The 21,792-nt window shown below is 64.8% G+C and carries 25 protein-coding genes; 12 read left to right on the forward strand and 13 right to left on the reverse strand.

Annotated features, from left to right (window positions below):
* Positions 1-106 precede the first annotated feature (106 nt).
* Positions 107-886 carry a protein phosphatase CheZ gene (locus IVB12_RS12955; RefSeq protein WP_247277606.1) on the reverse strand — a complete coding sequence of 260 codons (780 nt, stop codon included), beginning with the start codon at positions 884-886 and terminating at the stop codon, positions 107-109.
* A gap of 311 nt (positions 887-1,197) precedes the next feature.
* Here IVB12_RS12955 and IVB12_RS12960 point away from each other — a divergent pair, with 311 nt between their 5' ends.
* The gene (locus IVB12_RS12960; protein WP_247299364.1) at positions 1,198-2,010 is read left to right on the forward strand and encodes a L,D-transpeptidase; all 813 of its coding nucleotides are present in this window, start codon (positions 1,198-1,200) and stop codon (positions 2,008-2,010) included.
* A gap of 650 nt (positions 2,011-2,660) precedes the next feature.
* Here IVB12_RS12960 and IVB12_RS12965 read toward each other — a convergent pair.
* From IVB12_RS12965 to IVB12_RS12990, 6 genes are all read right to left on the reverse strand, one after another.
* Positions 2,661-3,473, reverse strand: a complete 813-nt coding sequence (locus IVB12_RS12965; RefSeq protein ID WP_247299366.1) for a DUF2076 domain-containing protein — start codon at positions 3,471-3,473, stop codon at positions 2,661-2,663.
* Between the two features lie 125 nt (positions 3,474-3,598).
* Positions 3,599-4,444: a ChbG/HpnK family deacetylase gene (locus IVB12_RS12970; protein ID WP_247299367.1), complete on the reverse strand. Its 846-nt coding sequence runs from the start codon at positions 4,442-4,444 to the stop codon at positions 3,599-3,601.
* Positions 4,441-5,487, reverse strand: coding sequence for a glycosyltransferase family 2 protein (locus tag IVB12_RS12975; RefSeq protein WP_247277602.1), 1,047 nt, complete (start codon positions 5,485-5,487; stop codon positions 4,441-4,443). Before IVB12_RS12975 ends, IVB12_RS12970 begins: the two co-directional genes overlap by 4 nt.
* An 85-nt stretch (positions 5,488-5,572) precedes the next feature.
* Positions 5,573-6,550: an ATP phosphoribosyltransferase gene (gene hisG / locus IVB12_RS12980; protein ID WP_247299369.1), complete on the reverse strand. Its 978-nt coding sequence runs from the start codon at positions 6,548-6,550 to the stop codon at positions 5,573-5,575.
* Between the two features lie 3 nt (positions 6,551-6,553).
* Entirely contained in the window at positions 6,554-7,705 is a 1,152-nt protein-coding gene (locus IVB12_RS12985) for an ATP phosphoribosyltransferase regulatory subunit (protein ID WP_247299370.1), read from the reverse strand.
* 133 nt (positions 7,706-7,838) lie between these two features.
* Positions 7,839-8,591 (reverse strand): 16S rRNA (uracil(1498)-N(3))-methyltransferase, encoded by a 753-nt coding sequence (locus tag IVB12_RS12990; RefSeq protein WP_247299372.1) that lies wholly within the window; start codon positions 8,589-8,591, stop codon positions 7,839-7,841.
* Between the two features lie 210 nt (positions 8,592-8,801).
* On the opposite strand from IVB12_RS12990, the gene IVB12_RS12995 reads away from it, so the two are divergent.
* Both IVB12_RS12995 and ubiA read left to right on the forward strand, forming a co-directional pair.
* Positions 8,802-9,464 carry a hypothetical protein gene (locus IVB12_RS12995; RefSeq protein WP_247299374.1) on the forward strand — a complete coding sequence of 221 codons (663 nt, stop codon included), beginning with the start codon at positions 8,802-8,804 and terminating at the stop codon, positions 9,462-9,464.
* Positions 9,461-10,393, forward strand: coding sequence for a 4-hydroxybenzoate octaprenyltransferase (gene ubiA / locus IVB12_RS13000; RefSeq protein WP_247299376.1), 933 nt, complete (start codon positions 9,461-9,463; stop codon positions 10,391-10,393). Before IVB12_RS12995 ends, ubiA begins: the two co-directional genes overlap by 4 nt.
* A 7-nt stretch (positions 10,394-10,400) precedes the next feature.
* Here the strand turns inward: ubiA and IVB12_RS13005 are convergent, their stop codons facing one another.
* The gene (locus IVB12_RS13005) at positions 10,401-10,919 is read right to left on the reverse strand and encodes a DUF6101 family protein (RefSeq protein WP_247299378.1); all 519 of its coding nucleotides are present in this window, start codon (positions 10,917-10,919) and stop codon (positions 10,401-10,403) included.
* Between the two features lie 305 nt (positions 10,920-11,224).
* On the opposite strand from IVB12_RS13005, the gene IVB12_RS13010 reads away from it, so the two are divergent.
* The 6 genes from IVB12_RS13010 to lpxK are packed head-to-tail and all read left to right on the forward strand — an operon-like array spanning position 11,225 to position 16,715.
* Complete coding sequence (locus IVB12_RS13010; protein ID WP_247299510.1) at positions 11,225-12,592, forward strand: TldD/PmbA family protein; 1,368 nt, start codon at positions 11,225-11,227, stop codon at positions 12,590-12,592.
* On the forward strand, positions 12,579-13,397 hold the full coding sequence (locus IVB12_RS13015) for a 3'(2'),5'-bisphosphate nucleotidase CysQ (protein WP_247299380.1): 819 nt from the start codon (positions 12,579-12,581) through the stop codon (positions 13,395-13,397). The genes IVB12_RS13010 and IVB12_RS13015 overlap by 14 nt, the downstream gene beginning before the upstream one ends.
* A 59-nt stretch (positions 13,398-13,456) precedes the next feature.
* The gene (locus IVB12_RS13020) at positions 13,457-13,699 is read left to right on the forward strand and encodes a DUF4170 domain-containing protein (RefSeq protein WP_027575891.1); all 243 of its coding nucleotides are present in this window, start codon (positions 13,457-13,459) and stop codon (positions 13,697-13,699) included.
* Positions 13,696-14,409 carry a lysophospholipid acyltransferase family protein gene (locus tag IVB12_RS13025; protein WP_247277594.1) on the forward strand — a complete coding sequence of 238 codons (714 nt, stop codon included), beginning with the start codon at positions 13,696-13,698 and terminating at the stop codon, positions 14,407-14,409. Before IVB12_RS13020 ends, IVB12_RS13025 begins: the two co-directional genes overlap by 4 nt.
* On the forward strand, positions 14,402-15,706 hold the full coding sequence (locus tag IVB12_RS13030; RefSeq protein WP_247299382.1) for a 3-deoxy-D-manno-octulosonic acid transferase: 1,305 nt from the start codon (positions 14,402-14,404) through the stop codon (positions 15,704-15,706). The genes IVB12_RS13025 and IVB12_RS13030 overlap by 8 nt, the downstream gene beginning before the upstream one ends.
* Positions 15,699-16,715, forward strand: a complete 1,017-nt coding sequence (gene lpxK, locus IVB12_RS13035; protein WP_247299384.1) for a tetraacyldisaccharide 4'-kinase — start codon at positions 15,699-15,701, stop codon at positions 16,713-16,715. The genes IVB12_RS13030 and lpxK overlap by 8 nt, the downstream gene beginning before the upstream one ends.
* Before the next feature lie 220 nt (positions 16,716-16,935).
* Here lpxK and IVB12_RS13040 read toward each other — a convergent pair whose 3' ends face one another.
* From IVB12_RS13040 to IVB12_RS13055, 4 genes are all read right to left on the reverse strand, one after another.
* The gene (locus IVB12_RS13040; protein ID WP_247299386.1) at positions 16,936-17,121 is read right to left on the reverse strand and encodes a hypothetical protein; all 186 of its coding nucleotides are present in this window, start codon (positions 17,119-17,121) and stop codon (positions 16,936-16,938) included.
* 444 nt (positions 17,122-17,565) lie between these two features.
* Positions 17,566-17,943 carry a TadE/TadG family type IV pilus assembly protein gene (locus tag IVB12_RS13045; protein ID WP_247299388.1) on the reverse strand — a complete coding sequence of 126 codons (378 nt, stop codon included), beginning with the start codon at positions 17,941-17,943 and terminating at the stop codon, positions 17,566-17,568.
* Positions 17,940-18,443: a TadE/TadG family type IV pilus assembly protein gene (locus IVB12_RS13050; RefSeq protein ID WP_247299390.1), complete on the reverse strand. Its 504-nt coding sequence runs from the start codon at positions 18,441-18,443 to the stop codon at positions 17,940-17,942. The genes IVB12_RS13045 and IVB12_RS13050 overlap by 4 nt, the downstream gene beginning before the upstream one ends.
* An 11-nt stretch (positions 18,444-18,454) precedes the next feature.
* Positions 18,455-19,792, reverse strand: a complete 1,338-nt coding sequence (locus IVB12_RS13055; RefSeq protein WP_256467111.1) for a TadE/TadG family type IV pilus assembly protein — start codon at positions 19,790-19,792, stop codon at positions 18,455-18,457.
* Between IVB12_RS13055 and IVB12_RS13060 the strand changes: the two genes are divergently transcribed.
* Complete coding sequence (locus IVB12_RS13060; RefSeq protein WP_247299394.1) at positions 19,791-20,273, forward strand: hypothetical protein; 483 nt, start codon at positions 19,791-19,793, stop codon at positions 20,271-20,273. The genes IVB12_RS13055 and IVB12_RS13060 overlap by 2 nt on opposite strands.
* Before the next feature lie 16 nt (positions 20,274-20,289).
* Here the strand turns inward: IVB12_RS13060 and IVB12_RS13065 are convergent, their stop codons facing one another.
* The gene (locus tag IVB12_RS13065; protein WP_247299395.1) at positions 20,290-20,517 is read right to left on the reverse strand and encodes a DUF2093 domain-containing protein; all 228 of its coding nucleotides are present in this window, start codon (positions 20,515-20,517) and stop codon (positions 20,290-20,292) included.
* 176 nt (positions 20,518-20,693) lie between these two features.
* On the opposite strand from IVB12_RS13065, the gene IVB12_RS13070 reads away from it, so the two are divergent.
* Together IVB12_RS13070 and IVB12_RS13075 are read left to right on the forward strand one after the other, a co-directional pair.
* Complete coding sequence (locus IVB12_RS13070; RefSeq protein ID WP_247299397.1) at positions 20,694-21,518, forward strand: dienelactone hydrolase family protein; 825 nt, start codon at positions 20,694-20,696, stop codon at positions 21,516-21,518.
* Between the two features lie 44 nt (positions 21,519-21,562).
* Positions 21,563-21,781, forward strand: coding sequence for a hypothetical protein (locus IVB12_RS13075; RefSeq protein WP_247299399.1), 219 nt, complete (start codon positions 21,563-21,565; stop codon positions 21,779-21,781).
* Positions 21,782-21,792: the final 11 nt, after the last annotated feature.

A 21,792-nucleotide genomic window follows, 5' to 3' on the forward strand; every position in this document is an offset into this window, starting at 1 on the left:
CCTTCTCCCACAAGGGGAGAAGGGAAGAAGGGCGCGCGATCGACGTCTCCAAAAACAAGAACGCCGGCCCCCAAGGCCGACGTCTCGTTCTTATCCTCGCGTCCGCTCAGTCGAACAGCGCGTCGATGTCGTCCTGCGAGGCGTGGCCGACGTCGCCGGCGAGCTTCGGGCCGTTGAGGAGCTTCTCGTCCTCGCTGCGGTTGTCGACATGCGCGGGCACATGGGCCTTGATCGCGTCGACGCCGCCCCAGATCTCCATCATCGCATTGATGTGCTGCTCGATGAACTTCATCGTGGTCATGACCTTGCTGATGCGCTGGCCGGTCAGGTCCTGGAAGTTGCAGGCTTCGAAGATCGAGATGACGCGTTCCTGGATGTCGTCGGCGAGCCGCTTCTGCTGATCGGCCGATTGCACCTTGGACATCGCGCTGGCCGCCTGGTCGATCGACTCGGCGGCTTCGAGGATTTGCTGGGTCGCCTGCTCGGTGCCGCCGACGACCGCGCCAAGCTCGCCATTGACCTTGGCCATTTCGCCGCCGTCGAAGCTCTTACCGTGCAGCGTCGCGATCTCGCGCTTGGTGCGGTCGATGGCGTCGTGGATGAGGTCGAGCTCGACCTTCAGCTTCTCGCACTGCTCGATCTGGGCCCGGTAGGTCTCGAGCATGGTGCGGGCCTCGGAGAGCTCGTGGGTGGTGGAGGCATCGATCGCCGCCATGGCGGCGCTGCCGGACAGCGGAATAGTGCCCTTCGCCATCTGTGCGCGGATCGCTCGCAACTCGGCCATGATCTCGCTGTGCATCGGGATTGCCTCTTCGGTTTCGTCAAGAATCGGCATCTCGCCACCGACGATGTCTTCGACACGGAAACGTTTGCGGTGAACAGCCATCACGATACTCCCCCACCTCACTCACGCGTCTTTGTAGGCAGAAGCGATTTAACACGAAGTTCACAGCAGGAACTGATGCGCGGCGTCGCGCCGCCGCGCAAGGACGCGATTAACCATGGCCTTGCTGCATTCACCGAAAATAAACGCTGATCGCCAAATTGCCCCGCGCTTGACGACGTGGTGAATCCAAACGCTGCTTCCGTTTACCAAACAAAACGGCTTTTGCTTTTTATTGACCACGCCGAGGGACGCGGATCAGCCGCCAGCTCTCCACGGCATGCGATCTAGACGAAACAGTACAGAGTACGTCGATGTTCAAGAAGATGTCCGTCGCGCTGCTCGGCAGCGCTTGCACCGTCATTGCGGGCGCAAACAGCGCCAGCGCCTTCGACAACAGGATGCCGAACGATCCGCCCGCAGTGCTCTATGCGCCGCAGATACCGCAGGCGCCAGTGCGCGTCGCCTCCAATTCAAACATGGGCGGCGGCTTCATCGAGTTTCTATTCGGTGACGGTCCCGGTCGTGGTCCGGCCTACGCGCCCGAGCGGCCGGTGTATCAGCAGCAGCCGGCCTATTACGACCAGCGCCGTCTGCCGCCGATGGGCGAGCCGCAGATGCAAGGCGCGCTTCCGCAAGGTGCGGTCCAGCAGGACGCGGTCGATCCGCGGCAGCGTCCGTTCGATCCGAAATTCGAGAAGCAACTCGTCGACTATAGCGGCAAGGAAAGTCCCGGCACGATCGTGGTCGATACGCCGAACAAGTTCCTCTATCTGGTCGAGGGCAATGGCAGGGCAATGCGTTACGGCATCGGTGTGGGTCGTCCCGGCTTCACCTGGTCGGGCGTGAAGTCGATCACGGCCAAGCGCGAATGGCCAGACTGGACGCCGCCGGCGGAAATGCTCGCGCGCCGCCCCGATCTGCCCCGGCACATGGAAGGCGGCCCGGAAAATCCGCTCGGCGCCCGCGCGATGTATCTGGGCTCTACGCTCTATCGCATTCACGGCTCCAACGAGCCCTGGACCATCGGCACCAACGTCTCCTCCGGCTGCATCCGCATGCGCAACGAGGACGTCATCGACCTCTATAGCCGCGTCAATGTCGGCACCAAGGTCGTGGTGATGTGAAGCGTCATGCGCTCGATGTGAGCCGACTACTCCGCGTGTCGCGCCAGCTCGCGATGCCCGGCATCGAAGGCGTTGCGTGCCGCCGGCGTACGCCTTCAGCTAGCGTCTATGCTCGCTGGCGGTGACGCGTCGACCCGAGACGATGGGCAAGCGAGCGGCGACGACGAGTTGACGAATGGGAATGCGGTGTGCGAGCGGAGCGGTTCAACCGCCGCGCCGACCGCTCCGCCTTCCTGACACGCTCGTGCAGTCCCTCCAACTCGTACAATTCGGTGATGAGATGTGTTGTCATGTCGGACAAGGTTGCAATGCGCTGCTGAAGTGGACTCATTTCTAAAACCCCAACTATAACCAGAGAGGCAGCCACGTCGGTGTGTGTGGCATGAGCAACGTGTTCTTCAAGTTGAACACCCATGTCCAAATTTGGAAATCCGGGAGTCTACGGCCGCGCGTGTCAGAAGGCGATTTCGTGTTTCATGGTGAACTCGGCGCGTCCGGCCGGTCAGCTCCGTGCAATGCAACAAGAGGCGCATTAGTCATATGTATCGATCGGATTCTCTGCGCGACCTGGCAGCGAGGGCGCTTGAGTTATCCGGCAAAAGAAAACGGCCGCCTAAAGGCGGCCGCTGCGCATCTATCGGGCGAATTGCTCACGCGTAATCGCTGCCGCCGTCGTCGCCGCCGTCGAAATCGCTGTCGTCGGCCAGATCCATGTTGTCGTCGCGATCGTCGTCGTAGCTCTGATCGCTGTTGTTGTCCCGGTCGTTCGACGCCTGGTCGAAGAAGCCCTGGCGGGAGTCGCGATTCGAGCCGATGTCATTGAGGCCCGCGTCGCGCGCGAGCGAGCCGCCCGACTGATCGCTGCCGCCCCAGGGGCTGCGGTCGCCCAAGGCGTTGGTGTCGCCAAAAGCCTGCTGATGCGGTCCGCCCATCATGCCGCGGATGCTGGAGAGCAGCAGCGAGCCGCCGACGACGCCGGCTGCAGCCGCCGCCGCCGTGCCGAGGAACGAGCCACCACCACCGCCGATAGGAGGCGCGCCATAGCCCTGACCCGGACCTTGGCCATAGGCTTGTCCGTAAGGCGGCTGACCATAACCCGGCTGGCCTTGCTGCATCGCCTGGCCGCTGTTCCAGACCGGCCGCGAATCGCGCGGCGGCACGTTCGGCACAGAACCGCGCGACGAGCCGCCGCCGAATAGCGTGTCACGCATGGTATCTAGGAAGCCGCCGGACTGCGCCTGCTCGGGCGCCTGCCCCGCTTCCAGCTCCTGGATGCGGCTGTGGGCGCGCTTCAGCGCTTCGTCCTGCAACAGCACGGTCTGGACCAGCGCGTAGATCGCACCGGGTGCCTTGCGCAAGCCGTCGGAGATCGCGGCGATCGCGTCGGGATCGCGCGGTGCATTTTCCAGTTTGGTAAGCCGGTCGAAAAGCTCGTCGACGAGCTGGCGTTCCTGCGGCGTCATGATCTGTCTCCTTCGCGCAAAACCAAGCGCGAGGCAGATGTAGGGTTCCATTGTGGCCCCAACAGTGCCGGCCGGATTAAATTTCGGTATGCGACAAGCTGCCTCGCACCGCCGTTTCGGCGATTTCACCCCAGCGTGACGCCACTGTCCGCTAGCAGACGTGGGAATGCGTCGCTGGCGAGATAAGCGTGCTCGCGTTCGCGCACATCCGTCATCGGGTCGAGGCCAACAAGGACTTCATCGACGAATCCGGGATGACACATCACGAGACCACCGTCGGGGAGGCCTTCCAGGAACTGCCGCATCAATGCGCCGAAATCGGCCGCCCGCGTGAAGTCGTAAGCGCCGGCGAAGCCTGGATTGAAGCTGAGGCCGGCGCTGCCGGCGCGGCGGCGGAATTGGGCACTGAGGATATCGAGCACCATGGCCTTTGGTGAGGCCAGCCGCCGCGCCAGCGGCAGGTTGCGGCCGCCCTGGCGTACCCAAGCGTTCGGTGCGGTCTCGCTAACGGCATCGACAAAGCCGTCGCGCACCTGCGGATAGAGCTGGACGTGCTGGTGGCCGTCGACGAAGTCGGGCGCACGCCCGAATGCTTCCATGAAAGCTGCGAGCTGCGCCTTCACCTCGTTGCGAAAGAATTCGCGGTCGAGCCGTCGCATCAGTGCGGCGCGCAGCAGCTTCGGAAAGGCCAAGAACATGTCGCCGTCGAGTGGACGGAAATGCATGGTGAGCGGCCGGAACGGTGCCGACAGCGTCACGTGGAGGCCGATCGCGCAATGCGGGCTCGATTTGGCTGCCGCCTCCAGCGCTTCGATCTCGCTGCGCGCGATCGCAGGTCCCACCATCATCACCGACGTGGCGTTGAGGCGGCCGCGTTCGATCAGGTCGCGGATGGCGCGATTGACGCCCGCGCTGATACCGTAATCGTCGGCGCAGAGCCAGATTCGCCGCAGACTCGCGGCCGCGCTCATTCGGCCGCCGTCCGCTTCGAAGCGTCGTCGGCGTTGTCGGTCTCGAAGCGCTTTTCGCTGTGCTCGGCGACGAAGTAGATCGGGCGCGCCTTTAGCTCGGAGAGGATCTTGCCGATATATTCGCCGACGATGCCGATCATGATGAGCTGCACGCCGCCGATGGTCATCAGGCCGACCACGAGCGAGGGATAGCCGGGCACCTGCTTGCCAGTCGTGAACACCTCCCAGAGGATCGAGAGGCCGAACAGGAAGGCGATCCCGGCGAGCACCACGCCGAGCAGGCTGGCGAAGCGCAAGGGAGCGACCGAGAATGAGGTCAGGCCCTCGATCGACAGGCCGAGCAGGCGTGCGGCGTTGAAGGTGGTGGCGCCATGGGCGCGCGGCGCCGGTTCGTAGTCGACGCGGATCTGGCGAAAGCCGATCCAGCTGGCCAGTCCCTTGAAGAAGCGGTTACGCTCCGGCAGCTGTCTCAGCGCTGCGACCGCCCGCGGCGAGAGCAGGCGGAAATCGCCGGCGTCCTCGGGAATCTTCTGCCGCGCGCCCCAATTGATCAGGGCGTAGAAGCCGTGCACGGCGAGCCGGCGCAGGAAGCTTTCGTTGTCGCGATGCGCCTTGGCGGTATAGACGACGTCGTAGCCGTCATCGATCCAGTGCCGCACCAGCTGCTCGACCAGGGCCGGCGGATGCTGGCCGTCGCCGTCCATGAACATGACGGCGCCGAGCCGGGCATGGTCGAGGCCGGCCATCAGCGCCGCCTCCTTGCCGAAATTGCGCGACAGCGAGACCACCTGGACGCCGATTGCGTCAGCCGGCAGGCTGCGGGCGATCGACAGCGTCGCATCCGCGCTGCCGTCGTCGACATAGACGACCTCGCAGGCCAGGCGATAGCGCTGCCGCAAGGTCTTCGCGAGTTCGCAGATCCGCTGGTGCAGGGCGGCGAGGCCCGCCGCCTCATTGTAGACGGGGACGACAATCGACAGTCCCTTCGCGGCGGCGCTGGCCGCGGTGGTCGTCATGCCGGAAACGTCAGAGCCCAGCGTCATCGTTCAAGGTTCCAAGGCGTTTAGGTCTTATCAACAGCATATGGTAGCTGCGGTTTGCTGTCGCTACGCTGAACGAAACTGAGGCTCACCGCCCCAGGAAGGCCTCGAGCTTGGCGAACAGCGGATTCTCCCGGTCGAACACGTAGTCGAGCGAAACCACCGAGACGGTCTCGGCGCCATGCTCGCGCAGGAAGCTCGCCAGCGCATAGAGCTGGCCCGGGGGACAGTGCAGCGTCAGCATGCCTGACGAGGTCGGTCCGCCAAACGGGGCCGCGACGCCGAACCGGCTGTGGGCCTCGCCGAGCAGGGCGGCGTCGCACTGCCGAAAGCGGGTGCGGACCTCGCGGTACTTGTTGGCGCGGGCTCGCGCCGCAATGTGATCGAGGATGACGCGCGCAGTCTCGCGTGCCTGCGACGACCAGTCGGCCTCTTTGGAGGCGACCAGATTGGCCTGGCTGCGCAGGATCACTCCATCGTCGAGCACCCGCAAGCCATTGGCGGCGAGCGTCGCACCGGTCGTCGTGATGTCGACGATCAGCTCGGCACTGCCCGCCCCGGGCGCGCCTTCGGTCGCGCCGGCGCTTTCGACGATGCGGTAGTCCGTGATGCCGTGGCTCTGGAAAAAGGCGCGGGTCAGATTGATGAACTTGGTCGCGACCCGCATCCGCATGTGATGTTGCTCGCGGAAGCCGGTGGTGACGTCGTCGAGGTCGGCCATGGTGCGGACGTCGATCCAGGCCTGCGGCACCGCGACGACGACATCGGCATAGCCGAAGCCGAGCCCCTCGATCAGCGACACGCGCTTGTCGGCGTCCGCGATGTTCTCGCGCACCAGATCTTCCCCGGTGACGCCGAGATGCGCAAAACCGCGGGAGAGTTGCGAGGCGATCTCGCTCGCCGAGAGATAGGCGACCTCGACATTGTCGAGACCCGCGATGGCGCCGCGATAGTCGCGGGCGCCGCCGGCCTTCGACAGCTTGAGCCCGGCGCGGGCGAAAAAGGCTTCGGTGTTTTCCTGAAGGCGGCCCTTGGAGGGAACGGCCAGAACGAATGGCGCGCTCATGACTTAAGCTCCCACCTTGCGGCCGATCTTGGCCAGCGCGTCTACCCAGACCGAGAAGCCGACCGCGGGAATTGGCTGCACGGAGCCGAGCTGGGTCATCAGCCCGTCATAGCGGCCGCCGGCGACCAGCGGCTCGGCGCCATTACCCCTGTGATGCAATTCGAACTCGAAACCGGTGTAATAGTCGAGCCCGCGGCCGAACGCGGTCGAGAAACGCGTCAGCTTCACGTCGATGCCGCGCGCAGCCATGAAGCCGACCCGGCTCTCGAACTGGTCGATCGCAGATGTGAGATCGAGCTTGGCATCCGCAGTCAGTGCACGCAGCTTTGCGACGGCATCGTCGGGATTGCCTGCGATCGACAGGAAGCGTTTGAGCACGGTGATCGCCTCGCGCGGCAATGCGCCACCCTTGAGGGTCGATTGCTCGAGGAAGCGGTCGGCAATCTCGGCCGTGGTACGGCCGCCGACATTGGTGGTGCCGGCGATCGACATCAAATCGGTGACGAAGGCGAGCGCCGCCTTGCGGTCCGAGCCGGCCAGCGCAGCGAGCACGCCCTCATATTCGCTGCGGGTCGCGGTGGCCGCGGCCGCCAGCCGCTCCAGATCCTGCTCCAGGCTGATCTTGCGGTTGAAATCCTTGACCAGGCGGCGGCGCCAGACCGGATAGAGATCGAGCGCGTCGAGCAGGGCATTGAACAGCGCGACGTCACCGGTGCGGATCTCGACGTCGCCGACACCGAAGGCGGCAGTTGCCTCCAGGGCCAGCGCCAGCATCTCGGCATCCGCCGCAGCGCGGTCCTGACGGCCGAAGGACTCGATGCCGGCCTGGAGAAACTCGCTGGTCTGGCCGCTGCGGTATCGAAACACCGGGCCGAGATAGCTGAACCCGGCCGCTTGGCCGGCACGGCCAGAGGCAAGGTAATCGCGCGCCACCGGAATGGTCAGGTCCGGGCGCAGACAGAGCTCCTCGCCCGAAAGGTCCGTGGTCAGGTACAGGCTCTTGCGGATGTCTTCGCCCGAGAGGTCGAGGAACGGCTCGGCCGGTTGCAGGATGGCGGGCTCGGCCCTGACATAGCCCGCCTGCGCGAACGACAACAGCAGCGTATCCGCCCAGGCGGCGGAGCCGGCAGCATTTGAGGTGGCGGTCGCGGTCATAATAGGGGTCCATCGTCCCGGTGGAACCGGGCAGGCAAGGGAAGGGACGGGAATTGCCGCAGCCCTTAGCATGGCCCGAAAGCGGTTTCGACCTCCAAAGGATCAATCGCTTAACGGGTGGGCAATTCCCGGCTCAAGTGGACTTGCCCCAATCGCCCAGCACCGCCTGCACCAGCGTCAGCGCAGCCACCGCGGCGGTGTCGGCCCGCATGATCCGCGGGCCGAGCGCCAACCGCAGGATTCTCGGCTGCCGCAGCAGCAGCGCCCGTTCCTCCTCGGCAAAGCCCCCTTCCGGGCCGATCAGCACGTCGATACCTTTGCCGGCCTCGCGCGCGTTCTGCAGGCTCTGAACGGGGTTTGCGACCGCGGCCGCCTCATCGCAGAAGATCAGCAACCGGCCTGCGGCGCGCTGGCTGAGATACCGCTCCAGCGGCACCGGCTCGGCCACCGAGGCGATGCTGAGGATACCGCATTGCTCGGCCGCCTCGACGACGTTGGCGCGCATTCGCTCGGTGTTGACCCGGGAGGCCTGGGTGAACCGGGTCAGGACCGGCTGAAGCGTGGCGGCGCCCATCTCGATGGCCTTCTGGACCATGTAATCCAGCCGGGCATGCTTGAGCGGGGCGAACACGTAGGCCACGTCAGGCAGCCCGTCCTGGGGCCGGGTCTGCTGAAGGATCACGAGGCCATCCGGGCGTTTGCGGCCTTCGATGGCAGCCTGCCACTCGCCGTCCCGGCCGTTGAACGCCAAAACCTCGGCCCCGGCGGCCAGCCGGAGCACGTTGCCCAGATAATTGCTCTGGTCGCGGTCGAGCGGCACCCTGGCGTCTTGGGCGAGGGGGGCGTCCACGAACAGGCGAGGGGCGCGAAAATCGTGGGAAGGCATAGTTCAAAGATCCAATTTGCCGCTGTTCTTAACCGAAGCCAGTATTTTTGGGGGTAAATATCGCCGAATTGGTGCGTCTCCGCGCCGCGCTCTTGCCCTATTCAGCGGGTTGTTAAGCGCCGGCGGGAATCGTAAAAACGCGAACACGCTGGTTGCGCTTCGATTGGAAGAAGCCGAACCCCGTAAGCTCCTGCCGGAGAGACTGCCTTCATGATCCGTCATCTGATGGTTCCGATCACTGCCGCCATGGTCGCCATGGGTGCTGCGGGCGCTAATGCGCAAAGCGCGTTCCCGGCACCGCTGCCAAACCAGGCCGCCACCAGCTCCGCCTTTCCGCCCGTGAACGGCTCGGCACCCGTTGCCTCCGTCGGCACGGCGCCGCAGTCATCCTTTCCCGTGAACGGCGCCGCGCCGATCGGCGGTGCCGGCGCTTTCAGCGCAGCTCCGCCGACGCAAGGCGGTCCGGGCGAGGACTGCATGAAGGCCTTCATTCCGCTCCGCGAGGAGGCCGAGAAGCGCGGCAAGCTGATCAAGGCCGCGAGCGACCGTCATGCGCCGCCGGACGAGGCCTGCAAGCTGATCGGCAATTTCAGCCAGGCTGAGCTGAAGATGATCAAGTACATCGAGTCCCACGCTGCGAAATGCGGAATCCCGCCGCAGATCGGCGAGCAGATGAAGACCGGCCACAAGAACACCGAGGCCATGCAGAAGAAGGTCTGCATGGTCGCGCAGCAGATGCAGCAGCAGCAGGCGCGCCCGGCCGGCCCATCGCTGAGCGAGGTGCTCGGTTCGGGCTCGGCGCCCGAAGCCAATGCCGGCAAGAAGGGCGGCAGCACCTTCGATACGCTCAACGGCAACGTCCTGACCCGATGAGCGATACATCCGCCCGCGTTGCCGACTCTACAGGCAACTGGGTCGATACGCTCGCGCCGCGATGGACGCGGCCTTATTTGCGCTTGTCCCGCTTCGACCGTCCGATCGGCTCCTGGCTGCTGTTGATGCCGTGCTGGTGGTCGGCGGCGCTCGCCGCCGGCATGGCGCACGAGATCCGCGGCCTGCCGCTCACCATCGTGCTGTTCTTCATCGGCGCCTTCGTGATGCGCGGAGCCGGCTGCACCTGGAACGACATCACCGACCGCGACCTCGATGAAAAGGTCGAGCGCACCCGCTCGCGGCCATTGCCGTCAGGGCAGGTGACCACGAAGCAGGCGCTGGTCTTCATGGTCGCACAGGCGCTGATCGGTCTCGTGGTGCTGTTGCAGTTCAACCGCTTCGCGGTCCTGACCGGCATCGCCTCGCTCTTGATCGTCGCGATCTACCCCTTCATGAAGCGCATCACCTGGTGGCCGCAGATCGTGCTCGGGCTGGCCTTCTCCTGGGGCGCGCTGATGGGATTTGCCGTCACCTTCGGACGCATCGACGTCACCGCACTCGTGCTCTATGCCGGCGCGATTTCATGGGTGATCGGCTATGACACGATCTACGCGCATCAGGACGCGGAGGACGACGCGCTGATCGGCATCAAATCCACCGCGCGCCTGTTCGGCGCGCATACGCACCAGGCGCTGATCCTGTTCTATGGCTTTGCGGTGATGCTGATCGGCGTCGCGCTGGCTTCAGGTGATGCGGGCTGGCCGGCCTGGCTCGGCCTTGCGGCCTTCGCCGTTCATCTGGCGTGGCAGATCGTGCGGCTGAGGATCCACGACCCCGAACTGTGCCTGCGCCTGTTCAAGTCGAACCGCGATGCGGGGCTGTTGCTATTTGCAGGATTACTCGCCGACGCTGCAATACGGGCGGCGTAGTTGCCACTCAATCCCTTGCAATGATCTCGCGTTCGCCCTGATGAACGGTGAGTTCGCGCGCGATGCCGGTGCGCCGGCGCATCAAGAATTTCGGGCGGCGGGCGCGGATCGCATTGGCGCGGCGGCGGCGCGGCGCGGGTTTGCGTGCGCCTTCGTCGAGCTGCGGAAGCGCGAAGATCTCGCTCCAGATCGCCCAGGCTTGCGCGATCTCGTCGGCATCGGCGCCGACCAGCAGCGGAATGGAGAGCGAGGGATCGCGATGCACGAGCACGAGGGTCTGCACCTCGTCACTGCCGCGCAGCGCGACGCCGGTGAAGTCGCTGACACGGACGTTGATGGCCATCTGCATGCCGCGAACGGCACGGCGCAGCACGACACGCTCGCGATGAAGCTCGATCTGCCGGACATGTCCGTCGGCGCGCGGATCGTGCGCATCGAAGCGGACGGGAAGGGAAAGAGGGTCGAGCCGCAAGGAGCGGCTCGACCCGGCGGGAGCGACCCCGCATGTTGCTGTTTGACGCCTCACGGCTTTAGTTCTCCCCGCCGGGATTATGTTCCCGGTCGATGCGAGGACCTTAGCGCGCGCCTTTCCGAAACCGCTTAAAAAGGCTGGTTAACCCACCGTCACTGCTGCTCATGATTGACAAGACCTTGGCGCGCATGATTGACGAGACGTTGCGCGAGAGCTGCGAATCTGAGCTTTTGGCGGGCTGAAAATGCTTGAAGTCCGCGCCATCAGGGCACATCTGTGGGTTCCGGTCCCGAGCCCGCCCCAACAGGATTTCGTTCGTGAACTCTTCACCATCCGCAAGCTCGACGCTTTCGACCCAAATGTCGTCGCAGGCCCATCGCGACCTGTTCGATCAGTCCGCGCTCTCCGATCTCGCGCAGCGGCTGGTCGAGGCCGCCAAGCGCGCCGGCGCTGATGCAGCCGATGCCGTCGCAGTGCGCGGCGTCTCGCAGGGCGTCGAGGTGCGCGACGGCCGCGTCGAGGAATCCGAGCGGTCCGAGGGCGACGATGTCGGCCTGCGCGTGCTGGTCGGCCAGCGCCAGGCGGTGGTCTCGACCAATGACGTCAGCGGCGATGCCGTGACCAAGCTCGCCGAACGCGCGGTGGCGATGGCGCGTGTTGCGCCCGACGACAAATATGTCGGCCTCGCCGATCCCGCGCTGCTCGCGCGCGACTTCCCCGATCTCGACCTGCTCGATCCCAACCTGCCCACGACATCTGAGCTCGAGCGCCGCGCTCTTGCGGCCGAAGCTGCGGCGCTCGGCGTGAAGGGGGTGACCAAATCCGGCGGCGCCTCGGCTTCCGCCGGCATCGGCGGCATGGTGCTCGTCACCTCTACCGGCTTCCACGGCTCTTACCTGCGCTCCAGCCAAGGCATTTCCGCCACCGCCATATCGGGCGAGGGCACCAGCATGGAGCGCGACTACGACTTCACCTCGGCGCCACACGGCGCCGATTTGTTGTCGCCGGAAACCGTCGGCCGGTCCGCCGGCGAGCGCACGGTGGCGCGCTACAATCCGCGCAAGGTCGAGACCTGCAAGGTGCCCGTCGTGTTCGATCCGCGCGTTGCGGGCTCCCTGGTCGGCCATCTCGTCGGCGCCATTAACGGCGCCTCGATCGCGCGCAAGACCAGCTTCTTGAAGGACAAGCTCGGCCAGCAGCTGTTCGCGAAGAACATTCGCATCGTCGACGATCCCTTGCGCAAGCGCGGCCTGCGCTCGCAGACGTTTGACGCCGAAGGCGTCGCGGTGAAGAAGATCGCGCTGGTCGACGAGGGCGTGCTGACGACCTGGCTGCTCGACTGCGCCACCGCGCGCGAGCTTGGCCTCACCACCACCGGCCACGCCCATCGCGGCGTCTCCTCCTCGCCGTCGCCCGGGCCGTACAACCTGCATCTCGAGCCCGGCACGCCGACGCCGGCCGAGCTGATCGCCGACATCAGCCAAGGCTTCTACGTCACCGACCTGATCGGCTCCGGCGTCAACGGCGTCACCGGCGATTACAGCCGCGGCGCCTCCGGCTTCTGGATCGAGAACGGCGAGATCACCTATCCCGTCAGCGAGGTGACGATCGCCGGGCATCTGTTCGAGATCTTCAAGTCGATGCAGCCGGCGAACAATCTCGAATTCCGCTACGGCATCAATGCGCCGACGGTGCGCATCGAGGGTTTGACGCTTGGCGGACGCTGACGCGCAATCCCCCGATGCGACCATCCTGACACGCGATGCGGCGCTGCTGAAGGACGCGGTGCGGGACGCAGGCGCGCTGGCGCAATCGATGTTCCGCACCGAGCTGAAGAAGTGGATCAAGGGGGCATCCTCGCCGGTGTCGGAAGCCGACATCGCGGTCAACGATCTGCTCGAAACGCGCTTGCGCGCTGCGACGCCCGACTATGGCTGGCTGTCCGAGGAAAGCGCCGACGATGCGGCACGGCTGTCGCGGCGACTGACCTGGATCGTCGATCCCATCGACGGCACGCGCAATTATCTGGGCGGTCATGACGATTGGTGCGTCAGCGTCGCGCTGGTCGAGGATGCCTCACCGGTGCTTGCCGCGGTGTTCGCTCCGGCGCGCGATGAATTCTTCTTCGCGGTCCGCGGCCAGGGTACAACGCTGAACGGCGAGCCGGTGCGGGCGACGTCCGGGTCCGAGCTCGACTTCGCGCGCGTCGCCGGCCCGAAGCCGCTGGTCGAGCGGCTCAATGCCACGGGCGGCGAGATCAAGCTGCATCCGCGAATCGGCTCGCTCGCGCTGCGTCTGTGCCGGGTCGCCGATGGCGCGCTGGATGCGGCTTTTGCGGGCGGCAACAGCCAAGATTGGGACCTTGCGGCGGCCGATTTGATCGTGCAGGAAGCGGGTGGTAAGATGAGTGACCTCTCCGGAGAACCCATCCTCTATAACCGCCGGGAAGTGGCGCACGGGGTGCTGGTGGCAGCGGGACGCGATCGTCATGCGGGCATTGTCGCGCATTTTCGAAACCGCCCCTTGCCCTGAGCGCTTCGTCGTGCTTGTCGAACACTGCTTTGCCGGGCAGCCCGTTAGGAAGAGAACCCATGCCAGATAGTGCCCCGCAACAACTGCTTCATCTCGTTATCGGTGGCGAGCTCGTCGATCTCGAGCACAACACTTTCAAGAACCTCGACGATGTCGACATCGTCGGCCTCTATCCGAACTACGCCACCGCGCACGCGGCCTGGCGAGCCAAGGCGCAGAGCACGGTCGACAACGCCCAGATGCGCTATTTCATCGTCCATCTCCACCGCCTGCTCGACCCCAATCAAGAACCGGCGCGTTGAAAAAACTGCTTCGCAATACGCTGCGAAGCAGCTTTATTCAGCGTGCCGTCGGGGTCCTGGCGGCTGAATATCTGCGTCTGGTCTGGCGAACCAACAAGTTCAGGTTCGATCCGCCTGACGTCTATGACCGCGTCGAGCCGCAGATCCCGGCGATCTTCGCCTTCTGGCACGGCCAGCATTTCCTCACCCCCTTCATCAAGAACAAGGATTGGTACCGGGCCAAGGTGCTGATCTCCCGTCATCGCGACGGCGAGTTCAATGCGATCGCCGCCGAGCGGCTCGGCATCGGCACCATCCGTGGTTCCGGCGATCACGGCGGCGCCTTCCACCGCAAGGGCGGGGTCGGCGCCTTCAAGGAAATGGTGCGGACGCTCCAGGACGGTTGTAATGTCGCGCTGACCGCCGATGTCCCCAAACGCTCGCGCGTGGCCGGGCTCGGCATCATCATGCTGGCACGGGAATCGGGGCGGCCGATCATGCCTTTCGCGATGGCGACCAGCCGCTTCATACGGCTCAAGAACTGGGACCGCACCACCATCAATTTGCCATTCGGACGAGGCGCATTGGTCGGCATCAAGGAAATCCACGTTCCACCGGATGCCGACGCCGCAACCATGGAAGCGCTTCGGCTGGAGCTGGAGGAGACGTTGAACGAGGCGACCCGCCGCGCCTATGCGCAACTCGGGCGCCCGGGACCGGAAGATGCCTGACCCGCTGCCGATGACGCTGCGAATGTATCAGCGCCTGGCCTCCGGCCTGGTGCCGCTCGCGCCCGCGCTGATCAAGCGGCGATTGAAGCAGGGCAAGGAGGATCCCGCGCGCGTCGGCGAGCGTCGGGGCTTGTCGCGGGACGTGCGGCCACATGGCCCGCTGGTCTGGATCCACGGCGCCAGCGTCGGCGAGGTTCTGGCTGCGGCAGCGCTGATCGAGCGGCTGCGCGATCTCAATCTGCGCATCCTGCTCACCTCCGGCACCGTCACCTCGGCGGCCGTGGTGGCGAAGCGCTTCCCGCCCGACGTCATCCATCAATACGTGCCGTATGATTCCCCGCGCTACGTCGCGCGCTTCCTCGATCATTGGAAGCCGTCGCTGGCGCTGTTCATCGAATCCGATTTGTGGCCCAACCTGATCCTCGCCTGCGCGGCGCGCCGGGTGCCGATGGTGCTGATCAACGGGCGGATGTCGCCGCGCTCGTTTCCGCGCTGGCGGCGCATGCACGGCACCATCTCGGCGCTGCTGTCCCGGTTCGACATTTGTCTGGCACAATCAAAGACGGATGCCGAGCGCTTTGCCGCGCTCGGCGGCCGCGACGTCCTCACCACCGGCAATCTCAAGCTCGACGTCCCGGCGCCGCCGGCCGATCCCGCCAGGCTCGAGCGGCTGATGGCGATGACGCGCGGGCGGCCGATCATCGTCGCGGCCTCGACCCATCCGGGCGAAGACGAGATGCTGATCGCGGCGCACCGCAGCCTCGCCGGCTTCTTCCCGCAGCTCCTGACCGTGATCGTGCCGCGCCATCCGGACCGCGGCTCCTCGATCGCGGGTCTGATCACCGCCTCGGGCCTCAAGCCGGCATTGCGCTCGCGCGAGGAGCTGCCGGCGGCGACGACCGACCTCTATGTCGCCGACACCATGGGCGAGCTCGGCCTGTTCTATCGCCTTTCGCCGATCGTCTTCATGGGCGGATCGCTGATCCATCATGGCGGCCAGAATCCGATCGAGGCGATCAAGCTCGGTGCCGCCATCATCCATGGTCCGCACGTCTTCAATTTCGCCGATGTCTACGAGACGCTCGACGGGCGCGGCGGGGCGCGCCAGGTCGACACGCAGGAAGCGCTGGTCAAGCAGCTCGGCCAATTGCTGGCCGATCCCACCGCGCGCGACAAGATGCAGCGCGCAGGCGAGGGCGTGGTCGAGCAGCTCGGCGGCGCGCTCGATCGCACCATGGCGGCACTCGAGCCCTACCTGTTGCAACTGCGGATCGAGATGGGAGCCGCCAATGCGTGAGCCGGCCTTCTGGTACCGGCCACGCTCCCCGCAGTCGCATGTCCTCAGTCCTCTGGGTGCGCTCTACGGCGCGGCCACTGCGCGTCGCATGGCGCGCCAGGGCTTTGATGCCGGCATTCCCGTGATCTGCGTCGGCAACTACCATGTTGGCGGTGCCGGCAAGACGCCGACCGTACTGGCGTTGACCAAGCTACTGCGCGAGCTCGGTGAGACCCCGGTGGTGCTCAGCCGCGGCTATGGCGGACGCCTGAAAGGTCCGATTATGGTCGACTGCGCGCGTCACACCGCGTCCGACGTCGGCGACGAGCCGCTGATGCTGGCGCGCGAAGTCCCCGTCGCGGTCGCGCGCGATCGCCTCGAGGGCGTCGCGCTGGCGAAGTCGCAAGGCGCCACAATGATCCTGATGGACGACGGCTTCCAGAACCCGCGTCTGCACAAGGACGCCTCGCTGATCGTGATCGACAGCGAGCGCGGCCTCGGCAACGGCAAGGTGTTTCCCGCCGGTCCCCTGCGCGCGCCACTGCAGGCGCAGCTCGCGCGCACCGATGCGCTGGTCCTGATCGGCGATGGCCGTGCCGCGAACGATGTCGCGGCCGAGCTTGCCAAGCGCGACAAGCCGGAGCTGCGCGCACGGCTGAAGCCGCATGCGGCTTCGCTCGCGCAGCTCCTTGGCAAGCGGGTTTTCGCCTTCGCCGGCATCGGCGATCCCGAGCGCTTCTTCCGCGGCTTGCGCGCCAGCGGCATCGACGTCGCACGCACGCGCCGGTTCGACGATCACCACATGTTCTCGGATGACGAGCTCGCCGCACTCGCGGTGCAGGCCCGGCGCGAGCAGCTCACGCTGGTGACCACGGAAAAGGATCTCGCGCGTCTGCGCGGCCGTGAGGGCGTGCCAGAGGGCATCGTGGCGTTCGCCGTGCAACTTGAGTTCGACGATCCGGCAAAGGCGCAGGAAGTGATCAGCGACCATCTGTACAGGGCGCGCGAGCGGCGGTTCAGCACGCGTTGATCTCGCACGTTAGGCCAGAGTCTCTGCCATAGCGCCAAAAGCGAAGTGTCGCGGCAGTCATGCTCACCACGCCCCGACGGCCATTAACCCGACAATCGTCAGGCATGAGGCGCAGGCTACCATGACAGTATAGCATTCGGGTGTATTCATTGCGTCCTCCCAAACTGTTGCCAAGGGCTTGGTCGCTGCACGCGGGAGAGATCGCCGGTCCTCGGCCGCTTCAATTCGGCGCGCCGCAACCGGTCTTGGGCTGCGCGTCCGTCCTCTCATCGTCACCCTGATCCGCAGGATGGTAGTGCGCTTCGAGCGCTTCAGAGCGTTCGGCTGAGATCAGAAGCTGCTTCCGCATTTCAGCGAGGCGGGCGCGGCAATATTCACGATAGAGCAGGTCCAATATGGTGGGCATGATTCAGCCCCATCATCTGACTTTGATTTACAGATATTCCACCGCGAATTTTCGAGGTGATCGTAGCCCGCCGGATGACTCTTCGATATGAGCCCGTTCACAGACTGCGCCAGTTCCAAAGCTCGATCGCCGCTTGGCTGACTTGATTGTCTGCGCGATAAAAGCAGCAGGGCTAATTACCTAACACGCAATATAGCAGCCTTTTGTTTCACCAAGACTTCGTCAAACAACTTAAGAGCGCCTATTTGCGACAAAGAATCCAACTACAGCGTGAAATGACGAACCACGGAGTGCAAGTAATCTTTGATGCAACGCGGATCGGAACGGCGGAAATCATTTCGGCTGCCAGAGTCGCGGTTCAGGTGCGCGTGCACATCGTCTCCATCCCAAGTCGCGCGAGAAGCTGCGCCCGTGTTGCAGGATGGCCGCGCTCTCCCAACGACCTCAACTCGGAAAGCATGCCCGGGCGGTCAGCGTCACTGGAGAGAGGTTGAGAATCTGCGGAAACGTGAATGCATAAGTCGCGCTGACCTCGTTGCCGCATGCTGACGCAGAAAAGGTGAATGTCTCCGCAGGGAGCGTGAGGCCGAACGCCTGCTGCGCAGCGTAGCTGGTGATGGCGCTGCTGCTTGGGCAGAGCGTGCTGTTGACGGTTGCGCAACGCGCCGCCATTTCGCTCCCATGCTGGATTCCCAGTTGAGTCCAGAACAGCAGCCCGCATTCGATGATCCCAAATATGAACAGGAAGAACGCCGGAGCGGTCAGCGCAAATTCCAGTGCCGATGCGCCTCGATTGTCTTGCCATAGTGCCGCGAGTTTCACTGCAGCCTCGCAGTGGATTGCGCGCTGTAAGTGTATGTGGCCGCCACGATCTGGTAGTCGATGATGGTATAGTACGTCGCTCGCGCCGAGACCGTCGCATACGTTCCAGCCTGCGCGCCGCCGGTGCAAACCGTCCCGCAGGTGACAGTGCTGACACCTGCACTCGTTGGGCATCCGCAAAATTGGACCGGCGGAGGTGAGGCAGTGATGTCCGTGGCGCTGGTGGCACTTCTTACGGCGTTCGAAATGCCGCTCGCGTCAAAGCCGCGCGCAATTGCGTATTGCGCTCCCGCTTGTGCGGCGTTTTCGACCTGCATCTTGCGATACAGTGCAAGCCCGATGTCCGTTACGGAAACGACCATCAGGGACAGCACCGGGATCAAGATGCCGAATTCGGCGGCCGCGACGCCGCGTTTGTCGCCGACAGCAGCGCGCACGTGCCCTGTTAGAGAATCAAGCAACCGACGCCGGCGCCTGGATGAGACGCTCTGAATTTGCATTGACCCAAACCTCATTCGATGAGCTGTGCGGTTTGCGAACCTATCGTCGCGGTGCCGAGCGCGGTGCAATTGACCTGGAGGTTCGACGTGCCGCTGAACGTCAGCGTGTCCGCGATGATCTTGGTGCAGGATGTGCTCGTGCCGTTGCCGCCGCTGAAGCTGAGATTAGCCTTTGGCAGATAGATGGCGCCGCCGAAGTTCTGTGTGCTGCCACCGGTGAGATTGAAAGCAGTCCCGGCCGGCATATTGCGGTCGCCGTACATGACGATGCCTTTCGTGGGGCCGCTGGTCGGTGCCGTCAGGTTGATGGTCGCGTTGCTGCCGATCGAAGCTGTGCCCCAGTCGCTTCCCGAGCCCGTAAACACCAGGGTCACGCCGCTGCCCGCGATGGTGGCGTTTCCAGCGACACTCAAGTTGGCCCCGTCCAGATAATAGATGCCTGGACTTAGATTCAGGACTGCGCCTGCATTGACCGTAATGCTGCCCATGTAGCAGCCAGGGTCGAGCGAGTTTGTTTTTCCATTGGCGTTGACCGTAATCTTGGCGTTGGTGCAACTCGGCCTCGCCGGGGGAGACACGTTGGCGTAGGGATCGGCGACGGGCGATATGTGCGTCTTGATACCGTTGGTCGCCGTGATGCTGCTCGCGCCGGAGACGTCGCCAACCACTCCGACCTGATTTGCAGCGACGGAGGCGCTGCCGGCAACGTTGAGCGAGGGACTTGCACTCGAGTTGCTGTAAAGGTTGCACTTGATTAGATTGAGCTGGTTGCCGCCGCTGACGTTGACGGCGGGACTTGCGCTCGAGTTGAGCGCAAGGACGCAGCCTGTCCCGGAATTTGGCAGGGCGACGGAGCGTGCGGTTATGAGCACAGGATCCGAGCCGAACAAGGCTGATAGCAGCCGCTGTTGCGGCTGACTCACGATGACTTCGATGGCCTGCGAATTCGAAGCATGATTGCCTGTCTTCGGTGGCTGGTTCACGGTGACCGTGACGTTATTCGACCCGTTCGCGTAACCGTAGTTTGCCGTCACCGCCTTGGCTTCGGACAAGGGGTCGGTGCCCGCACTCGCCGCTGTCGCAGCGCTGACCGCGCCCGAATCAGCCGCGCTCTGCATATTCTTGTGTTTGTAGTACCACCAGCCGACTTCCGTGCCGAGGCCCGCGGTGCCGACCAGGACCGGCATCAGCAGCGCCGAAATGAGCACATAGCTGCCCGACTGATCTCGGGCGAATCGTCGAAGCAGGCTAATCGTTCGTCCGCGCCGACGAGCATGACCTGCTGGGCATAATCCTGCTGGGCATAATGGTGCATCGAACGAACGGCTGCAAAGTCTCCGAGGCTCCATGCGCTTCCTGCCCGCCTGCCACTTTTCCCGGCACAATGTGGTGCAGACCGACTTAAATGGGGCCCAACGGGAGCGAGACAATTTTAGACATCAGCTGACATTCAGCCGACATTCATGGCCGTGCGCCTATCGATATAGCTCCGATCAGGAGAATTCGATGAAATTGCGGTCCGCGATCTTTGTCGCCAGCCTCGTATGTCTGCCGGTTTTGCCCGCCCTTGCTCAGACCTCCTCGCCGCCGCCTGCCGCCGCTCCGGCAAATCCGACAAGTGCGGTGCCGGTTCCCGCGACCAAGCGCGTCACGTGCCTCGCCACGGCGCAAAACCTGAAGGGACAGGATAAACGCGACCAGATGCAGCTCTGCATGGCGCAGGCGCGGCTCGACTGCCTCAAGCAGGCCGTTGATCAGAAGATCGTCGGCGCGGCCCGCAAGGCTTTCGTCAAGACGTGCGTGGGCGCGGATGGCCGGGACCAACAATAGACCTGCGGGCGGGGCCTTAGGCCTGCGGCTTCGGCACGCCGGGGAAATGCCGCTGGAGCACGGCAGCAGGCGTGGCGTAGGCTTCTTGCAGGTCCACACTCCAGTACTTCAGTTCGTCGAGCGGGATGCGTACGTCGGTGATGGCGCAACGCACATAGGTGCCCGGCGAGATCACGCGGAAATCGCCGTCGAGATATTGCACCTGCGCTTCGCCATGGCCCGAGGGGCCGAACTTGTTCAGCACGGTCGAAAGTCTCCGTGGAAGGCCCCTCCGTGGAAAACCTTGGAGGGCACAATGTGTCGGGCTGGATGTAGCATAGATAGGGTGGCTTGTCCGCCCGGTAAACCCACCGGTTTGTGATGTTTTGGCGCCGTTTCCGCGTGATAGTGCTTGGACGAAGGATCTTGACGCAGGGTCCGATGCGCCTTCGACTGACCGCCCTGTTCCTGACGCTCCTGATGTCGGCCGCGTACGCCGCGCCGGTGCCGCAGCAGGTCGACATCCCGCTGTCGTCGGGCGTCCTGCATGCGCAGGTCTACAAGCCGGAGGGCGAGGGGCCTTTTCCGGCCGTGATCGCGCTGCACGGCTGCGGCGGGCTCAGTGGCCATTCCGATTCCGTCCTGCCGCGCTATCGCGACTGGGCGGAGCGGCTGCTGCGGGCCGGCAATGCGGTGCTGCTGCCTGACAGCTACGGCTCGCGCGAGCTCGGGCCGCAATGTCGCGTCAAGGAGATGCACGTCAAGGCGCGCCGTGAACGCGTCACCGACATCGCGGCGTCACGCGCCTGGCTGATGAAGCAGAACTGGGTGGCGCGCGACCGCGTCAGCCTGATCGGCTGGGCCAACGGCGCCAGCGCGCTGCTCTGGGCGGTGCGGCCGCAGAGTGCGGCGCGCGATTTGGGCCCGGATTTCCGTGCCGCGGTCGCCTTCTATCCCGATTGCCGGATCTCCGCCGGCCTCGGCTGGAGCACGCGGGTGCCGACCCTGGTGCTGATCGGCGCCAATGACGACGTCTCGTCGCCGCCGGCCTGCCGCCAGATGGTGGATGGCGCGCGCGGCCGCAGCGCGCTTGCGCGCATCGTGGTCTATCCCGGCGCTTATCACGATTTCGACCGCGCCAACACGCCACTGCACGCAGCCGCCGGCGGCACCGACGTCGCCGCGCCCGAGCATGGCCATCTCGGCACCGATATGCAGGCCCGCGCGGAATCGCAGAAGGACGTCGCGGAATGGCTGGCGCGGTGATCGCGGCGCCGTAGCCCGAATGAGCGAAGCGACATCCGGGGAGAATGAGCGAAGCGACATCCGGGGAGGTCGGTCCCGCAAGCGCGGCGCTCATGCGGGCCACAAATCTGGAAGCGGGGCCGCCCGAGGAACAACATCAGGCGGACAGCCCCGCATCGACCACCGCCCTGCACGCCATGATGGCCGACCGGGAATCTACGGATCGCGCGCGCCGCCGGTTTTCAGCATATGCCATGCCATCATTCGACCACGATGTCGATTAAACGCGTGTCAT

The sequence above is a fragment of the Bradyrhizobium sp. 179 genome, from assembly GCF_023073535.1.
GTDB lineage: Bacteria > Pseudomonadota > Alphaproteobacteria > Rhizobiales > Xanthobacteraceae > Bradyrhizobium.

Excerpts from the sequence above, each read along its gene's own strand:
- IVB12_RS12955 (WP_247277606.1), bottom strand. The coding sequence starts at position 886 with ATGGCTGTTCACCGCAAACGTTTCCGTGTCGAAGACATCGTCGGTGGC.
- IVB12_RS12960 (WP_247299364.1), top strand. The coding sequence starts at position 1,198 with ATGTTCAAGAAGATGTCCGTCGCGCTGCTCGGCAGCGCTTGCACCGTC.
- IVB12_RS12965 (WP_247299366.1), bottom strand. The coding sequence starts at position 3,473 with ATGACGCCGCAGGAACGCCAGCTCGTCGACGAGCTTTTCGACCGGCTT.
- IVB12_RS12970 (WP_247299367.1), bottom strand. The coding sequence starts at position 4,444 with ATGAGCGCGGCCGCGAGTCTGCGGCGAATCTGGCTCTGCGCCGACGAT.
- IVB12_RS12975 (WP_247277602.1), bottom strand. The coding sequence starts at position 5,487 with ATGACGCTGGGCTCTGACGTTTCCGGCATGACGACCACCGCGGCCAGC.
- hisG (WP_247299369.1), bottom strand. The coding sequence starts at position 6,550 with ATGAGCGCGCCATTCGTTCTGGCCGTTCCCTCCAAGGGCCGCCTTCAG.
- IVB12_RS12985 (WP_247299370.1), bottom strand. The coding sequence starts at position 7,705 with ATGACCGCGACCGCCACCTCAAATGCTGCCGGCTCCGCCGCCTGGGCG.
- IVB12_RS12990 (WP_247299372.1), bottom strand. The coding sequence starts at position 8,591 with ATGCCTTCCCACGATTTTCGCGCCCCTCGCCTGTTCGTGGACGCCCCC.
- IVB12_RS12995 (WP_247299374.1), top strand. The coding sequence starts at position 8,802 with ATGATCCGTCATCTGATGGTTCCGATCACTGCCGCCATGGTCGCCATG.
- ubiA (WP_247299376.1), top strand. The coding sequence starts at position 9,461 with ATGAGCGATACATCCGCCCGCGTTGCCGACTCTACAGGCAACTGGGTC.
- IVB12_RS13010 (WP_247299510.1), top strand. The coding sequence starts at position 11,225 with ATGTCGTCGCAGGCCCATCGCGACCTGTTCGATCAGTCCGCGCTCTCC.
- IVB12_RS13020 (WP_027575891.1), top strand. The coding sequence starts at position 13,457 with ATGCCAGATAGTGCCCCGCAACAACTGCTTCATCTCGTTATCGGTGGC.
- IVB12_RS13030 (WP_247299382.1), top strand. The coding sequence starts at position 14,402 with ATGCCTGACCCGCTGCCGATGACGCTGCGAATGTATCAGCGCCTGGCC.
- lpxK (WP_247299384.1), top strand. The coding sequence starts at position 15,699 with ATGCGTGAGCCGGCCTTCTGGTACCGGCCACGCTCCCCGCAGTCGCAT.
- IVB12_RS13040 (WP_247299386.1), bottom strand. The coding sequence starts at position 17,121 with ATGCCCACCATATTGGACCTGCTCTATCGTGAATATTGCCGCGCCCGC.
- IVB12_RS13050 (WP_247299390.1), bottom strand. The coding sequence starts at position 18,443 with ATGCAAATTCAGAGCGTCTCATCCAGGCGCCGGCGTCGGTTGCTTGAT.
- IVB12_RS13060 (WP_247299394.1), top strand. The coding sequence starts at position 19,791 with ATGCGCTTCCTGCCCGCCTGCCACTTTTCCCGGCACAATGTGGTGCAG.
- IVB12_RS13055 (WP_256467111.1), bottom strand. The coding sequence starts at position 19,792 with ATGGAGCCTCGGAGACTTTGCAGCCGTTCGTTCGATGCACCATTATGC.
- IVB12_RS13070 (WP_247299397.1), top strand. The coding sequence starts at position 20,694 with ATGCGCCTTCGACTGACCGCCCTGTTCCTGACGCTCCTGATGTCGGCC.
- IVB12_RS13075 (WP_247299399.1), top strand. The coding sequence starts at position 21,563 with ATGAGCGAAGCGACATCCGGGGAGGTCGGTCCCGCAAGCGCGGCGCTC.